The organism is Pseudocolwellia sp. AS88 (assembly GCF_030551755.1).
In the GTDB taxonomy this organism is placed as follows: Bacteria; Pseudomonadota; Gammaproteobacteria; order Enterobacterales; family Alteromonadaceae; genus Pseudocolwellia.
The window spans coordinates 1-16,023 of sequence record NZ_JAUPEC010000042.1; the positions used below are offsets into that span (position 1 = coordinate 1).

The window sequence follows — 16,023 nt, forward strand, 5'->3', positions numbered from 1 at the left end:
CCTCAACCTGGACTTGAACCAGGGACAAACGGATTAACAGTCCGTTGCTCTACCAACTGAGCTATTGAGGAATTGTTGTTAACCGATGTGGTTAACGGGGCGGAATATTAAAGGGCAGTAGCTGAACTGTCAATATAAAATTCTAAAAAAATTAAATATTTGTTTTTTTGCTTAATTTGCAATCAAAATGGGAGCTTAAAGCGCTTTTTGTGCTGATATATTGACCATGTAGATTTATTACGTTATTTGATTACAGTTATCCACTAATGCTGTGGATAACTATGTGTATTAAAGTGTGAATTAATATAACCGTAACAAAGGAATAGTGGCTAGAGCGAAGTCAATCCTTTCTTGAAAATTTTTTATTTTATAATATAAACAGCGGTTTAGTACTATTTTGGTGTTAAAATAAACTGCTTGGTTTGTTTTTTGTTCAACCGCATTATTTTATACAATTACATGTTAACTTCTTTCTTAAATTGTATTTTTGTGATCTTATTTTTACGTAAAAAACAATGTTTTTTTCTTTTATTTTTTAATTAACATTAGTGTGATTAAGGCCTGTTTTACGAAATATGGAGCTAGTTATTATTAAATTACCTATTCAAGGTTTTGCGATGTTATATATTAATGGCTAAAAATGAATTGATTTGTAAAAGAGTAAAGGGCTTTTTTTTTAGAACCGTTATAAAGTCATCTTCTTTTTTTTAAAAAAACACACCTCAATAAATACTTTGAAATAACCTAAATTATCCCTCTTGCTTTTAGCCAAGTTCTGGCCATATCATTGCCACATTCATTCGGATATTATGCTTTTTTTATTGTATTATTTATTCGAACAGCTAAAACTGAGCACTTAATCCGGGTGAACCTCGCTCATTATATGTCGGCTTTCAGATAGGGTTTTAGTTAATTCCCCTTCAAGCGTGTTGTAACACCTTGATATATTCACCGCATAATTAACAGGTGAGCATTATTCTAGATGCTATCTGTTAATTATTTATTCTTACAATTTATCTCGTGAAATAAAAGATAAGCATAGCGGGTTCTGGTTCTATCTTTTACAATAAGTGTCCGCCGGTTATTTATCTCACGAGTATTATATTTTCCATGACAACATTGGCAAAAAAGAATCCAGTTGATTTATTAAAAGATCCTGTTCCTCAAGTACTAAAAAGAATGACAATTCCTATGATCTACGGAATGATCCTTTTAATGACGTTTAATCTAGTAGACACATTTTTTGTTGGTTTATTAGGTACTCAACCATTAGCCGCTATCAGTTTTACTTTTCCTATTACTTTTACTGTTATTAGCTTAACTATTGGTTTAGGAATAGGTACTGCTGCTGTTATAGGTAAGCTTTTAGGTGTTGGCGATAAAGAATCAGCTAAAAACAATGCGACATCTTCTTTATACCTGTCTGCATTTATTGTCGCTGGTTTATCTTTAATTGGTTACTTTTTTATTGATGAAACATTTTTAATGTTAGGGGCTAGCGAAGAAACACTGCCTTTTATTCATGATTACATGGATATATGGTTTTTAGGCAGCGTATGTTTAATTGGCCCTATGATAGGTAATGCCATTTTACGAGCTGAAGGAGATACAAAAACACCTAGTATTGTTATGGGGGGATCTGGGCTTGTTAACGCTATTTTAGACCCTATACTTATTTTTGGTGTTGGACCTATACCCGCAATGGGTATTCAAGGTGCCGCAATTGCTACCTTTATTTCTTGGATGTTTGGTACCGCATTAGTTTTATATATTTTGGTCTACAAAAAGCAACTTGTGCATGGCAAGTTCATACCATTGACTGTATTTATTTCTTCATGTCGAAGCATTCTTAAAATTGGCTTACCTGCTGCAGGCGCAAACATGCTTACACCTATCGCTGCTGCCATATTAACAGCTATAGCTGCTACTTATGGCGAAGAGGCTGTTGCTGCCTTTGGTGTGGGATCAAGAATTGAGTCTATTGCTTGCTTGGTTGTATTAGCGCTTTCTATGACATTACCGGCGTTTATTAGCCAGAACTTCGGTGCATCAAAGATGGATAGAGTAAAAGAAAGTTATATAACTTCAATTAAGTTCGTTATGTTATGGCAGATATTTATTTATGTTGTTCTCGTTTTATTAGCACCAGTTATTAGTAGTATGTTTGCTAAAGAACAAGCCGTAGCTGAGATTATTGAATTATTTATATGGATATTACCGTTAGGTTATGGCCTTCAAGGTATTATCATTTTAACGAATTCATCTTTTAATGCCTTACACAAGCCGTTAACAACATTAATGCTCAGCATCGTTCGTTTATTTGTTTGTTACGTGCCTATAGCTTATTTAGGTAGTATTTTATTTGGTTTAACAGGATTTTTTATCGGTTGTGTTATTGGTAATTTATTGATGGCATTTATTTCTTATTATTTATTCAATAAACAGTACGAAACTGGCCTTTTTAAGGTTGATACAAAAGAGGCATCCGTTTAATTATGAAGAATATGGAACTCGTATCTGATTACACGCCTAGTGGTGATCAGCCAACGGCAATAGCACAGTTACTTGAAGGTATTGAAACGGGTTTAGCCCATCAAACTTTATTAGGTGTAACAGGATCAGGTAAAACATTTACTATTGCTAATATTATTGAGAAATTAAACCGTCCGACTATGATGTTGGCACCTAATAAAACATTAGCAGCTCAGTTATACGGTGAAATGAAAGAGTTTTTCCCTAATAATGCCGTTGAGTATTTTGTTTCTTATTATGATTATTATCAGCCTGAAGCTTACGTTCCTACTACTGATACTTTTATTGAAAAAGATGCTTCTGTAAATGAGCATATCGAGCAAATGCGTTTATCAGCCACTAAAGCTTTACTAGAGCGTAAAGACGTAATTATTATCGCTTCAGTATCTGCCATTTACGGCTTAGGTGATCCAGACTCTTATTTAAAAATGATGTTGCATATCAGCCAAGGCGACATTATTAATCAACGCGATATATTAAGACGCTTAGCTGAACTGCAATACACACGTAACGATGTGGCTTTTCAGCGCGCTACTTATCGAGTTCGTGGCGATGTTATTGATGTTTTCCCTGCCGAATCAGACCGATTAGCAGTACGTATTGAGTTATTTGATGAAGAAATAGAACAAATAAGACAGTTTGATCCGCTTACAGGACAAATTGAAAAAACTTTACAGCGAGTTACTATTTATCCTAAAACACACTATGCCACTCCGCGCGAGAAAATTTTAGCGGCCGTTGAAAACATTAAAATTGAACTTAAAGACAGATCCGCCCAGTTAAAAGAAAATAATAAACTGGTTGAAGAGCAGCGCATTATGCAGCGTACCCAGTTTGATATAGAAATGATGACTGAATTAGGTTATTGCTCGGGTATAGAAAACTACTCACGCTATTTGTCAGGTAGGGGCAATGGTGAAGCGCCGCCAACATTATTCGATTATTTACCTAGTGATGGTCTGTTAATTATTGATGAATCTCATGTAACGGTTCCTCAAATTGGTGCTATGTATAAAGGCGATCGCTCAAGAAAAGAAAACCTTGTTGAATACGGTTTTAGATTACCCTCAGCACTTGATAACAGACCTATGAAATTTGAAGAGTTTGAAGCATTAGCGCCTCAAACTATTTATGTTTCAGCCACACCTAGTAACTATGAAGTTGAAAAGTCAGGCGATGATATTGCTCAGCAAGTTGTTCGTCCAACAGGGCTATTAGATCCAGTAATTGAAGTACGCCCAGTTGAAACTCAAGTTGATGATTTACTCTCTGAAATACGTAAACGTATTGTGATTGAGGAAAGGGTACTAGCAACAACCTTAACTAAGCGTATGGCTGAAGACTTAACAGATTACTTAGACGAGCACGGTATTAAAACTCGATATCTTCATTCTGATGTTGATACTGTTGAACGTGTAGAAATTATCAGAGACTTCAGGCTAGGTAAATTTGATGTGCTTGTTGGGATCAACTTACTTCGCGAAGGGCTAGATATGCCTGAAGTATCATTAGTTGCTATTTTAGACGCAGATAAAGAAGGCTTTTTACGTTCAGAGCGTTCATTGATCCAAACTATAGGTCGTGCAGCTCGTAACATAAACGGTCGAGCTATTTTATATGCGGCTCGAATTACTGGCTCTATGAAAAAAGCCATTGATGAAACAGAAAGAAGGCGTGGTATTCAGCATCAATACAACTTAGACCATGGTATTACCCCGAAAGGTGTTCGACGTAAGATATCGGATGTTATGGGCTTAGGTAATGGAACAAGTAAAGCATCGCTACAAAAAGTAGCTGAACAACATGCTTCATATAAAATCATGTCGACTAAAGAGATTGATGACAAAATCAAACTATTGGAGAGTGAGATGATAAAACATGCTCAGAACCTTGAGTTTGAGCTTGCAGCTAAAGCCAGAGATGAAATTGCCAGTTTACGTAATCAGCAGCTATCAACATAACAGGTGCTGAGGTTTTTGATGTTAACTTAGATAACCTATCACTTGTTACATGTGATAGGTTTTACCATGAAGGTTAGAAACTTTTAAATTTATACACGAGTACTTTATTTCTTACTAACACGGTTTAGCTCTTCAGCTACAATATAAGACTCATTTTCATCTAATTCAGTATTTTCAATATTCGAATAATAATCCAGAATGTTATTTATTGCAGCCTTGGTACAAATAGGCAGCATACTAATCTCTTCAATAATTTTATCTTGTAGATCTTCAGGAAATAGCATGATCTTGCCAAGATAATTGTGAAGTTGGGCTTCTTTATCTTCATTAACTAAATTTAGGTTTGAGTCTGAATCTTTATTACTACTACTCATAATGCACCATCAAAATTATTATTCTTTTATATAGTGTAATATATTTGCATTAAATATATTAGATGAAATTGGACCAGTTGATTAGTTTTATCGGTAGTGATTGATATTAAAGAAAATAAATATTGTTAACAAATTATCAATATTGTATTAATGCTTTATTAATATACAGTTTTTTTGATTTTAGTTGTATATAAAAGCATAAAACGATTTAGTGTTAATTGCTTATTTTATTAATAAGTATAAATAAGCGTAGCTAACAATAAAAGTAATTGTTAGCAGTTCATCTCTAATAGTTTTTTTATGTCGTTCTCAAGCTGATATGGCTTAGTGATGGTGGCAAACCTTTTTATTACTTGGCCTTCTTTATTCACTAAAAACTTGGTGAAATTCCACTTAATACTTTTTGTGCCTAATATGCCAGGAGCTTCTTGTTTGAGAAACTTAAAAAGTGGATGAGCGTCAGCTCCATTAACATCGACTTTCCCAAACAAATCAAACTTAATATTAAACTGTAAATCGCAGAATGATTTTATATCTGCATTACTGCCTTTTTCTTGTTGTTTAAATTGATTGCAAGGAAAAGCTAAAATCTCAAGACCTTGCTCATGGTATTTTTCATAAAGATCTTGCAGACCTTTATATTGATCGGTAAAGCCACACTCACTTGCTGTATTAACAATCAAAACAACTTTACCAATATAGTTAGATAATTCAATTCTTTCGCCACGGTAATCATCTGCGCTAAATTGATAAATTCGGGTATGCATAACTTAACCTACTTAATTAATTTGCTTGTACGTAATGGTATAGGGCTTTTAAAATCTTCATCTTTTCAGGATTGTTTTCGTGTTCTAGCGCTAAGTTTTCAATTTTCATTACAAACTCATCAATACTTAATAATCCTGCTTCACCATATTGTAGTTTGTTTTCACAATAGTTTTTCCACTTTTGTTGCTCATCGCTTGATAGAGTGTAAGGAAAGTTTCTAGCTCTGTACCTGAATAACAGCGTAGGTAAACGTGTGTCTTGAAATTCAAAAGGGTGGCTAGATAACTGCTCTGGAGAAATTTGATGTAAAATCTCCATTTGAGCTTTATCGCTATGCGAGAAGAAGTTACCACCATATAAAGATTGTTCAGCGTCAACCGTTTCGTCTTTCTCATAGCTTTGAGCAAATACATCAGTAAGCTTATCTCTTAACTCTGTATTTTGTTTTAGTTTAGCTAAGTTAGCTAAACAAACTTCACGAGGTATATCTAAGCGTGCTGCATTTTCTGGTAGTAATGTTTTAGCTGGGGCAACTACAGGACACTTATTAACATGAATAAGCTTTACTGGGATCGGCAATTCGCCTTCTTCTAATTCATCATGTCGAGTATATAAACGCTCTTTAATTTGCTCGCTGGTTAAATCAAATAATGGTTGTGGATCTCTCGCTAAATCTATCGCAATAACAGCATTCTTATTGGTTGGATGATAGCTTATTGGCGCAAACCAACTTGTACAACCGTGCGCAGAAGAAACTTTGCTAGAGGTATGAACAATCGGTGTCATGTTATAAACATCAATAAGTTCTGATACTTGCTTCTTATTTTTTAAATTAAAAATAAAATCGTAAAGTTTTGGCTGTTTTTCTTTTATAAGTTTCGCCATTGCAATGGTTGCGTATACATCGCTCATTGCGTCATGAGCTGCTTCATGGCTAATACCGTTAGCTTTTGTTAATAGTTCTAATCTAAAGCTTACTAAGCCATCGTCATTAGTTGGCCATTCAATACCTTCAGGTCGCAGTGCATAGCAAGCACGAACCATATCAATAATATCCCAACGGCTATTACCATTTTGCCATTCACGAGCATAAGGGTCGTAAAAGTTGCGATACAGTAAATAACGCGTCACTTCATCATCAAAACGAATACTATTATAGCCAGCAACGCAGGTATTAGGCTGAGTAAATAACGTATGAATGCGATCAGCAAATTCTGCTTCAGTTAAACCTTCTTGTAAGGCTTTTTGAGGTGTAATACCTGTTACCAAACAAGCTTCAGGCTGAGGTAAATAATCCTGAGGAGGTTGACAATAAAACATCTCTGGCTCACCAACAATATTCAAATCGTAATCGGTTCGAATACCAGCAAACTGTGAAGGTTTATCGAGCTTTGGCGATATTCCCCATGTTTCGTAGTCGTGCCAGAGAATTGTTGGTTGCTCGTTATTATTCATTGCAGTTCACTTTTTTATTTAAGTTATTGTATTAACGTAAAAATAGTTAATTATTGTTTTTTAGTTATTAATCGCTAAGCACAATATAATTATTATTTTCAATTATCCCTGTCGCGGTAAGTGGAATCAACTAAGAATTAAAATCTTTATTAGGAAAATAGCAAAGTTAAGTGCAAACAATGATTAAATCAATAGTTGAAAAACGTATAGATAAAGTATAAGTTCAAACAATATATATGTATTTTATATATAACAATAATCATCCACGATTCAACAGTAAGGATACTTGAATTTATGGTAGCTGAAAGTTTTTCTCCGTCTGATCTGAAAACCATATTACACTCCAAAAGAGCAAATATATTTTACTTAGAATACTGTCGAGTAATGCAAAAAGACGGTCGAGTACTCTATCTAACCGAAGCCAAAAAAGAAAACCAATATTTCAACATTCCTATCGCAAACACCACCGTATTACTTTTAGGTAACGGCACATCTATAACCCAAGCCGCCATGCGCATGTTAAGCCAAGCAGGTGTACTTGTTGGTTTTAGTGGAGGCGGAGGTACACCGCTTTACATGGCAAATAATGTAGAGCACGCCATTGAATGGATGACCCCACAAAGCGAATACCGACCAACAGAATACCTACAAGGCTGGATGCGATTCTGGTTTGACGACGCAAAGCGCCTTGCTGCAGGTAAACAAATACAAACAGCACGTATTGAATACCTTAAACGCGTATGGCAAAAAGATGGCGACTTAAAACAAAACGGCTTTAACTTCAACGACACAAGCATTCAAGCCGCATTAAAAACGTTTACCACACGAACCGAACAAGCGAAAAAACAAAGTGACTTACTACTAACCGAAGCACAGCTAACCAAAGTACTTTACAAATTTGCCGCCAATAATACCAAGCTAGACGGCTTTACCCGACAACACCAAAGTACAGATTTAGCGAACGACTTTTTAAATCACGGTAACTATTTAGCTTATGGCCTGGCCGCATGTACATTATGGGTATTAGGTATTCCGCATGGTTTCGCCGTAATGCATGGAAAAACTCGCCGAGGCGCATTAATTTTTGATATTGCCGACCTAATAAAAGACGCTATCGTACTACCTTGGGCATTTATATGTGCCAAAGAAAACGCCACCGAGCAAGAATTTAGACAACAAATACTACAAGCCTTTACCGACCATAAAGCCCTCGACTATATGTTCGAACAAGTAAAAGCCATAGCGTTGCAAGGCTCACAAGACAAAGGGGCGAACTTTGAATAATAAAAACAAAGTGATAAATATATTAGGTGAGAATATTACAATTACCAGTGATGACTACATATCACTTACCGATATGTTAAAAGCTAAAGATGGCGAGTTTTTTATTTCTGACTGGTTACGAAACCGTAATACAGTTGAGTATTTAGGCATATGGGAACGGATCCACAATCCTAATTTTAATTATGGCGAATTCGCCACAATTAAAAATTCAGCAGGACTCAACAGTTACAAAATTAGTGTCAAAGAATGGGTAAATGAAACTCAGGCAGTAGGGTTAAAAGCTAAGACTGGTCGATACGGTGGAACATATGCACACAAAGATATTGCTTTTGAATTTGCCATGTGGATAAGCGCAGAGTTTAAAATATATCTAATCAAAGAATTTCAACGCTTAAAAGAAAGTGAACAAACTCAGTATGCATGGAATGCTCGTAGCACCCTAACCAAAATGAATTATCGCATTCATACAGATGCTATCCAAAAAAAATTACTACCACCAAGCTTAAGCCAAGAGCAAATACAGCTTGTTTATGCTAACGAGGCCGATGTTTTAAATATGGCCTTATACGGAATAACCGCAAAACAATGGCGCCAACAAAATCCAAATCAAGAAGGAAATATTCGAGATTATTCAAGTGCCGCGCAATTGGTATGTTTAGCTAACTTAGAAAGTATTAATGCAGTATTTATTAATGACAACTCCTCACAACCAGAACGTTTAAAAAAACTTAACAGCATTGCTATTTCACAGATGCAAATATTACTAGCAGACACGTTTGTAAAAAGTTTGGATCAAAAACAACCATGATGGTGACCTTTGTAAGTCAATGCGAAAAAAACGCCCTTAAAAAAACAAGGCGAGTACTCGACGCATTTGCCAATCGCATAGGCGACAACACATGGCAAACCGTGATCACAGAAGATGGCTTATTAACCGTTAAAAAAATGCTACGCCAAACCGCAAGCAAAAGCACCGCAGTAAGTTGCCATTGGATCCGTTCACGAGCAAGAAGCCAGTTTTTGTGGGTGGTGGGGAATAAGAGTAAGTTCAACGCTGAAGGTGTGGTTCCAGTCAATACAACAGGAAAAGAGGTTCCTATGGATATTAAGCAGATAAAGCCAGTAAAAGGTGAGGTATACGCAAATACCCAATTGCAACGCTTGGATCAACATTTGTTTGCGGTAGGTTTAGTTGCTCAACAATTATCTTTATATTTTTACCCAGATAAGGAGAAGCAAGCAAAAGCCGCTTTTATCGCTGGCTGTATGCACGATATAGGGAAATTAGATTCAGAGTTTCAAAAATGGGTAGTGAATCCGAAAAGTAAAAGCTATAACACAGAAGATGGACACCACATTGATAACACCAAATTTAGTTTTGAAAAGCATCCCAGGCATAATGAAATATCAGCACTTATTTTCCAATGCATAGCGGATAAGGCACAGGCAATAAGACCAATTAAACCGTTAATTAAACATGCTATTTATTGGCATCACGCAAAGCCTTTTCGACCAAAAGCCAAAGATGAATTTGACACATACGGTAAAATTTATCATAAATTAAAAGCAAGTTTAGGGGATAAAGCGTGGTCTTTAGTTTTTGAAGATTCAATCACAATGCTAAGCAAAGTATCTGAGCTAGATATGGCTTATCGCCAATGCTCAGAGAGTATTTTAAAACAATCATTCTCTACTGAAATCGATGATGAATGCTTAATTAATTACGAACACACTCCATTACCTTGCTACAAAGAGTATGGGTTATATGAAAAGCTAGGTGAATACGAAACCAAGGTTCGAGTAAATGCCAATAATAATGAAGTTAGAGCCTGTTTAATCACAGCTGATCGTTGGGTTTCATCATTATCTTCAAGTGAGCTTTCGCAACATATTCAACGCAAAACTTTGAATGAATTTGTTAATGAACAGTTAGACAATTACGTTTGCATTGAAAGTGATTTAACAGCACATATTAATGAATGTCTTGGTAATTTTCCTGACAGTGATCGAAGTAAAAAACAATCTCAAGTTGCTCAGGAATTAGCACAAGATACGGACAAGGTAAAAGTACTTGCAGGAGCCGCTGGTTGTGGAAAAACAAAAATAGCACTTGAATGGGCAGGTTTAAGAAATGCCCAACAAATTATTTGGGTTTGCCCTAGAGTTCAAATTTGCCAAGGAATGTTCTCAGAATTAAAAGCGTCAGATAACCCTTATTTAAACGATGCCACAGTAGAGTTATTTACAGGTGAATTCAAATGCACTGATAGTTTTGAAAACCTCACGCCTGACGAATCACAATTAACAGGTGATATTGTTATTACAACCATTGATCAACTGTTAAGCAATGTGATCAGCCATACTAAAGCAGATAGGCTTCTTAATTATTTGAATGCACATGTGATATTTGATGAGTATCACGAATACATCAATATGCCTGCATTTAATGTTCTATTTGCGGAGCTTATCACGTCAAGGAAAGAATTAGGCAAAGGTTGTAATGCCTTGCTTGTATCCGCAACGCCTAATTACTTTTACTTGAAAGAAATATTATACATTGATATTGAATATGACGTTGTTGAAATGGCATCTTTCAATGACAAGAAATATCAATTCGACTTTGTTGTTTATGACGAAACCCAAGAAGATCAAAGTAACCCTTTATATCAAAAACAAACATTATCCACCTTTGTTATTAGTAATACAGCTACCACAGCTCAAAAAAGCTTTATTCAAAATTTGCACGATGAAAACGCCATTTTACTCCATTCAAAATTTAAAAAGAGTGATAAAAAACAGCTATTCAATAAGGTATTTGATGCTTTTAAAAGAGATGGGGATAGAACATTTGAGCTACTAAGGAGCGGCCCCATTGTGCAAGCGTCTTTAAATATTAGCTGTGATTATATGGTCTCAGAAATGACGACAGCAGAAAACTGTTTACAACGAATGGGGCGTTTAGATCGCTTTGGGGTAAACAACGACATTAACCGTTATACCATTGCGATCCCAGAACCATTAAATACGGGAAAAGGCTCAAGTGCCTTAGGACGTTTTCTTGCTAGTACTAATGAATTATCCTCAGCAAAAGCATGGTATGCGCTACTCGTTGGAGCGACCGATAACGGCCAAAAAGTACAAACCATTAAAGACGTTTATGCACTGTACAAAGCATTTTATAAAAATGCCTCTGCGCTGGTGTTTATTGAACAAGACATGTTAGCCGCAATGAAAAAGAGTGTTGGTGTAATAACTGCGAAAGTAAGCGAACCTCAAACCATGATAACCCGTAAAAAACAAGAGTTACAGCGTGCTAAAATTAGCAGTAACTCACTTCGAGGCGACAGCCGATTTGTACAAATGGCATTATGCGACCTCAGCAATAAAGATGCTCCAAAGTTTATTGAAGGTTATGCTTATAACATTTCAACCGATGAAAGAAATGAAGTAGATAACTTAACGTCATCATGCGATTTAATACAAGGCTATGGCAATAGTACCGACAATTTATTAACGAACATGATGAAAAAACACCACAACATTATGGGCGAGAAAAAAGCCTTCAAAGACTTCATTCTGCTTAATGATGCAAAAGATCCTGAATTCCCAATTTACCTGAGTTATAGCCCAAATGATTTACTGCCTGTTGGCGGTGAAACAGCTAGGCATAGTTCAGCTATTTACTATGGCGTATGTGAACAACAAGCTATAGGTGCAATATCAATCAAAAACCTAAAAAATAATAAGGATTAATTATGAAAAAAGTAACTGGTATTAAAAGTATTGATTTTAAAATTAAAGCGTTAGGTCATGGCGTAGTTAACTGGAATGGTCCCACCAGCTTAACAGGCGATGGTGGAAAAACGGTAGACAATCATACTTTACCTAAACTGCGTGGTTACACCAATTTAACAGGGAAAGTAAAAGAAGAAACAGGCTATAAATATCGCAAAGAAGCGACAGACATTGATTTTAAAAAAACGCCTCTCTACATTAGCCAAAACTGTATTCGACATCACTTGTTTAGAGATCAAGCGTTTGATGTGCACTATGCCAATAAGAGCAAAACAGATGATTTAACCAACATGCTTGCTTCTATTACAGGACTAGTGCGCGGTTATGTAGTGCCATCGAGTCAAAATAAAAGAACCAGCCCTTTATTAATAGAAGATTTTGTTGACCAGTTAGGCAATGGTAACTTTGAACAATTTGGACAGGCAGGTGAAAGAGACAAATCATCATTTTTTTCAAAAACAACCTTTGGCGATACCCAATATATTTCTTATGGATCAATCAGCATTGAACAATTACAATTTATTTCCTTAGATAAAAAGTTTGATCGTGAAGCAATGGGTATTAAAGCAGGACAAGGATCTGGCATTGCTCAGTCAGTACAGGATTTTATTCAATCCCTTAATTCTAACTTAAAGCCTGTAGCTACTTTCCATGAAAATTATGTTCGTAGTGGCACCATTTTCGAAGAAGGAGAAGTAGGAATCCTCTTAAATCAAGATGCAATTCAAGCGCTTGTGGAATATACCATTGAAATAATTAGCGAATTATCTATACGACAAGCGAAATCATACATGTATGTTGATGAAGTACTGGTTGACTATAACGACAGTAATAAAATGATGCGAATTAAACGTGATGAAACCAACATAGCGGTAACACCAGAAAATGAATTTGCAACGTACTTTTATCAAAAATAAAGGTGGTTTATCGCTATGAAAATTGAAATTAAATATGAGTCTAGTTGGCGAAACTCGTTTTTAGATGGCTCTAATAACGAACCCTTGCCAAAAGCAGGTAGAAAATTTTTAGGCTCAATGACAAGCCTAAAAAATAAAGACAATTACATTAAACGAACAGTGTCACATGACACTGTAATGGGGGTGCTTAATCGTTTGCTTGGTGATCAACGGAAGCTTTATCAAGCAAGAGAGAATGTTGCTTACTATTTTCAAACAATAGAGCCATTGGTGACTTTTGATGACCAACCCGATTATGTAAATAATGAAATAACTTACATAAGAAATATATCGGGTAGCGAAGATCAAAATTCTTATACAGGTATGATTAAAGTGGACGATCCAATATTCTGCTCTGATTACTCTACACAATTATGGGGAATATTGAGTTTAGAGCTTGATGAGTTATGTGATTTTATCCTTGACGACAAAAAGGTTGTGCGCAGCATTGACCATAACCCTTTGATTATTATTGGACGACTTGAAGAAGTTTTTAAATTTAAAGCAGTTCCCAATGAAGGCAGGCAGCAGGAGGCATTTAACTTTTTAAGTCATAAATTTGAAAAATATAACGGTGTAAACCGAAATGAAGAAATTTTGCCAATAAGTCTTTATTGCTCCGCTTTATATCTTCAACTTGAAAGGTTAGCTAAGCAGTTTGATGTTTCTTCTGCGAAAACAAAAGCAGGTGGTTTAAGTGGAATTTCAAATAATGGCTTTACTAAAAAAGACTTTATGGCTCGCTATACTTCAGGAGAAAAAAAGAAAATTTGGGGCAATCCATATATTCGAAAAGAAAAAATAAAAGGTATAGGGGAAGTAACCTCCCTAATGGAGAAAGCTGGAGGAACGCTAAAAATTAATATTGATATTGATCGCTCTGTTGCATTAGATTTCAAAGAAAAAATTGATAATGCTGGAGTATCTTCGTTTTACTTAGGTAAAAAGGGATTAGCTTATGTTTCTGACATTCGAATATAAGGAGAATAATGTATGGAATTTTACATTGATATTAAATTAAATCCTGATGCAGAAATGCATGAAAATGTATTAATGAATAAAGTGTATACAAAGCTTCATAAAGCACTATTTGATTTAAAAAGTACTGCTGTAGGTATTAGTTTTCCGGAGTACAAGGTGTTGTTAGGTCGAAAGATACGTTTGCATAGCAACTCATCAATGCTGAATGATTTACAAGGTTTAAACTGGTTAGGCGGTTTGTCTGGTTACTGTCAACTTTCTGCAATATTACCAGTGCCACAAAATGCACAATATCGAATAATATCTCGTAAACAAAGCACTATGACTAACGCTAAATTAAATCGTTTGATTAAACGCGGTACTATTTCTGAGGAAAATATTAAAGCTTATAAAGCTAAAATGTTTACTAAAGGATTAGATAACCCATATCTAGAATTAGTAAGTACCTCAAATGACCATACACATCGACGATACATTCAGTTTAGTGATTTGTTAACAAAATCTGTTGATGGAGAATTTGATCAATTCGGCCTAAGCAAAACAGCTACCGTACCTTGGTTTTAACCATAAATTTAAGCCCATTGAACCTAATGGGCTTAAATAACTTATTTATAAAGAACTAAATTTGGTTTATATTTAGTCTTGCCTTGTTTTTGGAGTTAACACCATGTCATTAAGCGACCATATAAAACCTATCAGTTATTTAAAAGCCAATGCAGCTAAAATAGCGGAAGAGTTAAAGAATGATGGCGAAGCCTATATTATTACCCAAAATGGTGAAGCCGCTATGGTAGTGCAGTCAGTTGCAGAGTACGAACAAACTCAAGAAACACTAGCGATGTTAAAGTTGATCACACAAAGCGATCAAGATATTGAACAAGGTAATGTACATGATGCAAAAACAGTTCTAGCTGAATTACGCAATCGTCGAGGGTTATAGTGACTAGCTATACGGTAACGTTAACTAACAATGCTAATAAAGACTTAGAAAATATTTATCAGCATTATATATTGCGTGCAGACGATAAAGTTGCAAATAAACTTCTTTCTGAAATTGATAACGCAATAACCTTATTAGGCTCACAGCCTTTGATAGGTCATTTACCCCTTGAATTAAATTCAACAGATAAAAGTTGCTTAGAAATATTCACCAAATCATTTCGTCTTATTTATAAGATAGAAAAACAACAGGTCATAATCCTTATAGTTTTACATCAAAAACAAAGTGTTGCTAAAGCCGTGTTTAACCGTTCGCTAAATTAAAGTACTAATTGTTATTTTGATTATAGAAAACCTAAAAAATTGCTCTTTAAAAATCTGGTTAAATATTAATAGGTTACAAACATACTAAAAATTTAGGGTAAAACGCCTTAAATCGCTTTAGTGTTTGATGTGGCTTATTTTTTTGATATTATTTCATTGTTCACTGCCGCACAGGCAGCTTAGAAATGAGTGTGATGGCGCTCTTGTTAAGGGTGTTTGTTCACTGCCGCACAGGCAGCTTAGAAATAACGCGGAGCTTGCATCAACAATCTTGTTGTGTTCACTGCCGCACAGGCAGCTTAGAAATATAACTGGATTATTTGGAACAATAGTCACTGGTTCACTGCCGCACAGGCAGCTTAGAAATACTCTGATTTGAGGTTTGAAGTTATCGTTAAGTTCACTGCCGCACAGGCAGCTTAGAAAGCAAATGTGTGCAGAATCTCTAAAGCTAGAGTGTTCACTGCCGCACAGGCAGCTTAGAAAAAACACTAAACGAAATGAAGTTAAAACAAGGTGTTCACTGCCGCACAGGCAGCTTAGAAATTATCTTGTTTCTGTAAATATCTTTAGCAGATGTTCACTGCCGCACAGGCAGCTTAGAAAATCTACTGACACCGAAGAGGCTGGTGAGTCTTGTTCACTGCCGCACAG

At 35.5% G+C, this 16,023-nt stretch carries 13 protein-coding genes; 10 read left to right on the forward strand and 3 right to left on the reverse strand.

All coding sequences use genetic code 11. The annotated features are described in order from the left end of the window. Positions 1–1,110: 1,110 nt before the first annotated feature. On the forward strand, positions 1,111–2,493 hold the full coding sequence (locus tag Q5N69_RS18035) for an MATE family efflux transporter (protein WP_304370475.1): 1,383 nt from the start codon (positions 1,111–1,113) through the stop codon (positions 2,491–2,493). After that, the gene (gene uvrB / locus Q5N69_RS18040) at positions 2,493–4,493 is read left to right on the forward strand and encodes an excinuclease ABC subunit UvrB (protein WP_304370488.1); all 2,001 of its coding nucleotides are present in this window, start codon (positions 2,493–2,495) and stop codon (positions 4,491–4,493) included. Before Q5N69_RS18035 ends, uvrB begins: the two co-directional genes overlap by 1 nt. Before the next feature lie 104 nt (positions 4,494–4,597). On the opposite strand, the gene Q5N69_RS18045 is transcribed toward uvrB, so the two are convergent. The 3 genes from Q5N69_RS18045 to sbcB all read right to left on the reverse strand — a co-directional run bounded on the left by Q5N69_RS18045 (position 4,598) and on the right by sbcB (position 7,090). Beyond that, positions 4,598–4,867 (reverse strand): hypothetical protein, encoded by a 270-nt coding sequence (locus Q5N69_RS18045; protein WP_304370476.1) that lies wholly within the window; start codon positions 4,865–4,867, stop codon positions 4,598–4,600. A 272-nt stretch (positions 4,868–5,139) separates the two neighbouring features. After that, a complete protein-coding gene (locus Q5N69_RS18050) occupies positions 5,140–5,634 on the reverse strand; it encodes a glutathione peroxidase (RefSeq protein WP_304370477.1) in 495 nt (164 codons plus the stop codon). A gap of 16 nt (positions 5,635–5,650) precedes the next feature. Continuing rightward, entirely contained in the window at positions 5,651–7,090 is a 1,440-nt protein-coding gene (gene sbcB, locus Q5N69_RS18055) for an exodeoxyribonuclease I (protein ID WP_304370478.1), read from the reverse strand. 294 nt (positions 7,091–7,384) lie between these two features. On the opposite strand from sbcB, the gene cas1f reads away from it, so the two are divergent. The 8 genes from cas1f to Q5N69_RS18095 all read left to right on the forward strand — a co-directional run bounded on the left by cas1f (position 7,385) and on the right by Q5N69_RS18095 (position 15,369). Then, positions 7,385–8,374 (forward strand): type I-F CRISPR-associated endonuclease Cas1f, encoded by a 990-nt coding sequence (gene cas1f, locus Q5N69_RS18060; protein ID WP_304370479.1) that lies wholly within the window; start codon positions 7,385–7,387, stop codon positions 8,372–8,374. Beyond that, positions 8,367–9,182, forward strand: a complete 816-nt coding sequence (locus Q5N69_RS18065) for a KilA-N domain-containing protein (protein ID WP_304370480.1) — start codon at positions 8,367–8,369, stop codon at positions 9,180–9,182. Before cas1f ends, Q5N69_RS18065 begins: the two co-directional genes overlap by 8 nt. Beyond that, positions 9,179–12,127, forward strand: coding sequence for a CRISPR-associated endonuclease Cas3'' (locus Q5N69_RS18070; protein ID WP_304370481.1), 2,949 nt, complete (start codon positions 9,179–9,181; stop codon positions 12,125–12,127). Before Q5N69_RS18065 ends, Q5N69_RS18070 begins: the two co-directional genes overlap by 4 nt. 2 nt (positions 12,128–12,129) lie before the next feature. Further along, entirely contained in the window at positions 12,130–13,086 is a 957-nt protein-coding gene (cas7fv, locus tag Q5N69_RS18075; RefSeq protein ID WP_304370482.1) for a type I-Fv CRISPR-associated protein Cas7fv, read from the forward strand. Positions 13,087–13,101: 15 nt separating this feature from the next. Further along, positions 13,102–14,106 (forward strand): type I-Fv CRISPR-associated protein Cas5fv, encoded by a 1,005-nt coding sequence (gene cas5fv / locus Q5N69_RS18080; RefSeq protein ID WP_304370483.1) that lies wholly within the window; start codon positions 13,102–13,104, stop codon positions 14,104–14,106. Positions 14,107–14,118: 12 nt separating this feature from the next. Then, a complete protein-coding gene (gene cas6f / locus Q5N69_RS18085) occupies positions 14,119–14,670 on the forward strand; it encodes a type I-F CRISPR-associated endoribonuclease Cas6/Csy4 (protein ID WP_304370484.1) in 552 nt (183 codons plus the stop codon). Positions 14,671–14,773: 103 nt separating this feature from the next. Beyond that, the gene (locus tag Q5N69_RS18090; RefSeq protein ID WP_304370485.1) at positions 14,774–15,046 is read left to right on the forward strand and encodes a type II toxin-antitoxin system Phd/YefM family antitoxin; all 273 of its coding nucleotides are present in this window, start codon (positions 14,774–14,776) and stop codon (positions 15,044–15,046) included. Beyond that, positions 15,046–15,369 (forward strand): type II toxin-antitoxin system RelE/ParE family toxin, encoded by a 324-nt coding sequence (locus Q5N69_RS18095; RefSeq protein WP_304370486.1) that lies wholly within the window; start codon positions 15,046–15,048, stop codon positions 15,367–15,369. The genes Q5N69_RS18090 and Q5N69_RS18095 overlap by 1 nt, the downstream gene beginning before the upstream one ends. Positions 15,370–16,023 lie beyond the last annotated feature (654 nt).

Bases quoted from the DNA above. Each gene is read 5' to 3' on its own strand.
- cas7fv (WP_304370482.1), top strand. From the start codon at position 12,130: ATGAAAAAAGTAACTGGTATTAAAAGTATTGATTTTAAAATTAAAGCG.
- cas5fv (WP_304370483.1), top strand. From the start codon at position 13,102: ATGAAAATTGAAATTAAATATGAGTCTAGTTGGCGAAACTCGTTTTTA.
- cas1f (WP_304370479.1), top strand. From the start codon at position 7,385: ATGGTAGCTGAAAGTTTTTCTCCGTCTGATCTGAAAACCATATTACAC.
- Q5N69_RS18045 (WP_304370476.1), bottom strand. From the start codon at position 4,867: ATGAGTAGTAGTAATAAAGATTCAGACTCAAACCTAAATTTAGTTAAT.
- sbcB (WP_304370478.1), bottom strand. From the start codon at position 7,090: ATGAATAATAACGAGCAACCAACAATTCTCTGGCACGACTACGAAACA.
- Q5N69_RS18035 (WP_304370475.1), top strand. From the start codon at position 1,111: ATGACAACATTGGCAAAAAAGAATCCAGTTGATTTATTAAAAGATCCT.
- Q5N69_RS18070 (WP_304370481.1), top strand. From the start codon at position 9,179: ATGATGGTGACCTTTGTAAGTCAATGCGAAAAAAACGCCCTTAAAAAA.
- Q5N69_RS18050 (WP_304370477.1), bottom strand. From the start codon at position 5,634: ATGCATACCCGAATTTATCAATTTAGCGCAGATGATTACCGTGGCGAA.
- cas6f (WP_304370484.1), top strand. From the start codon at position 14,119: ATGGAATTTTACATTGATATTAAATTAAATCCTGATGCAGAAATGCAT.
- Q5N69_RS18090 (WP_304370485.1), top strand. From the start codon at position 14,774: ATGTCATTAAGCGACCATATAAAACCTATCAGTTATTTAAAAGCCAAT.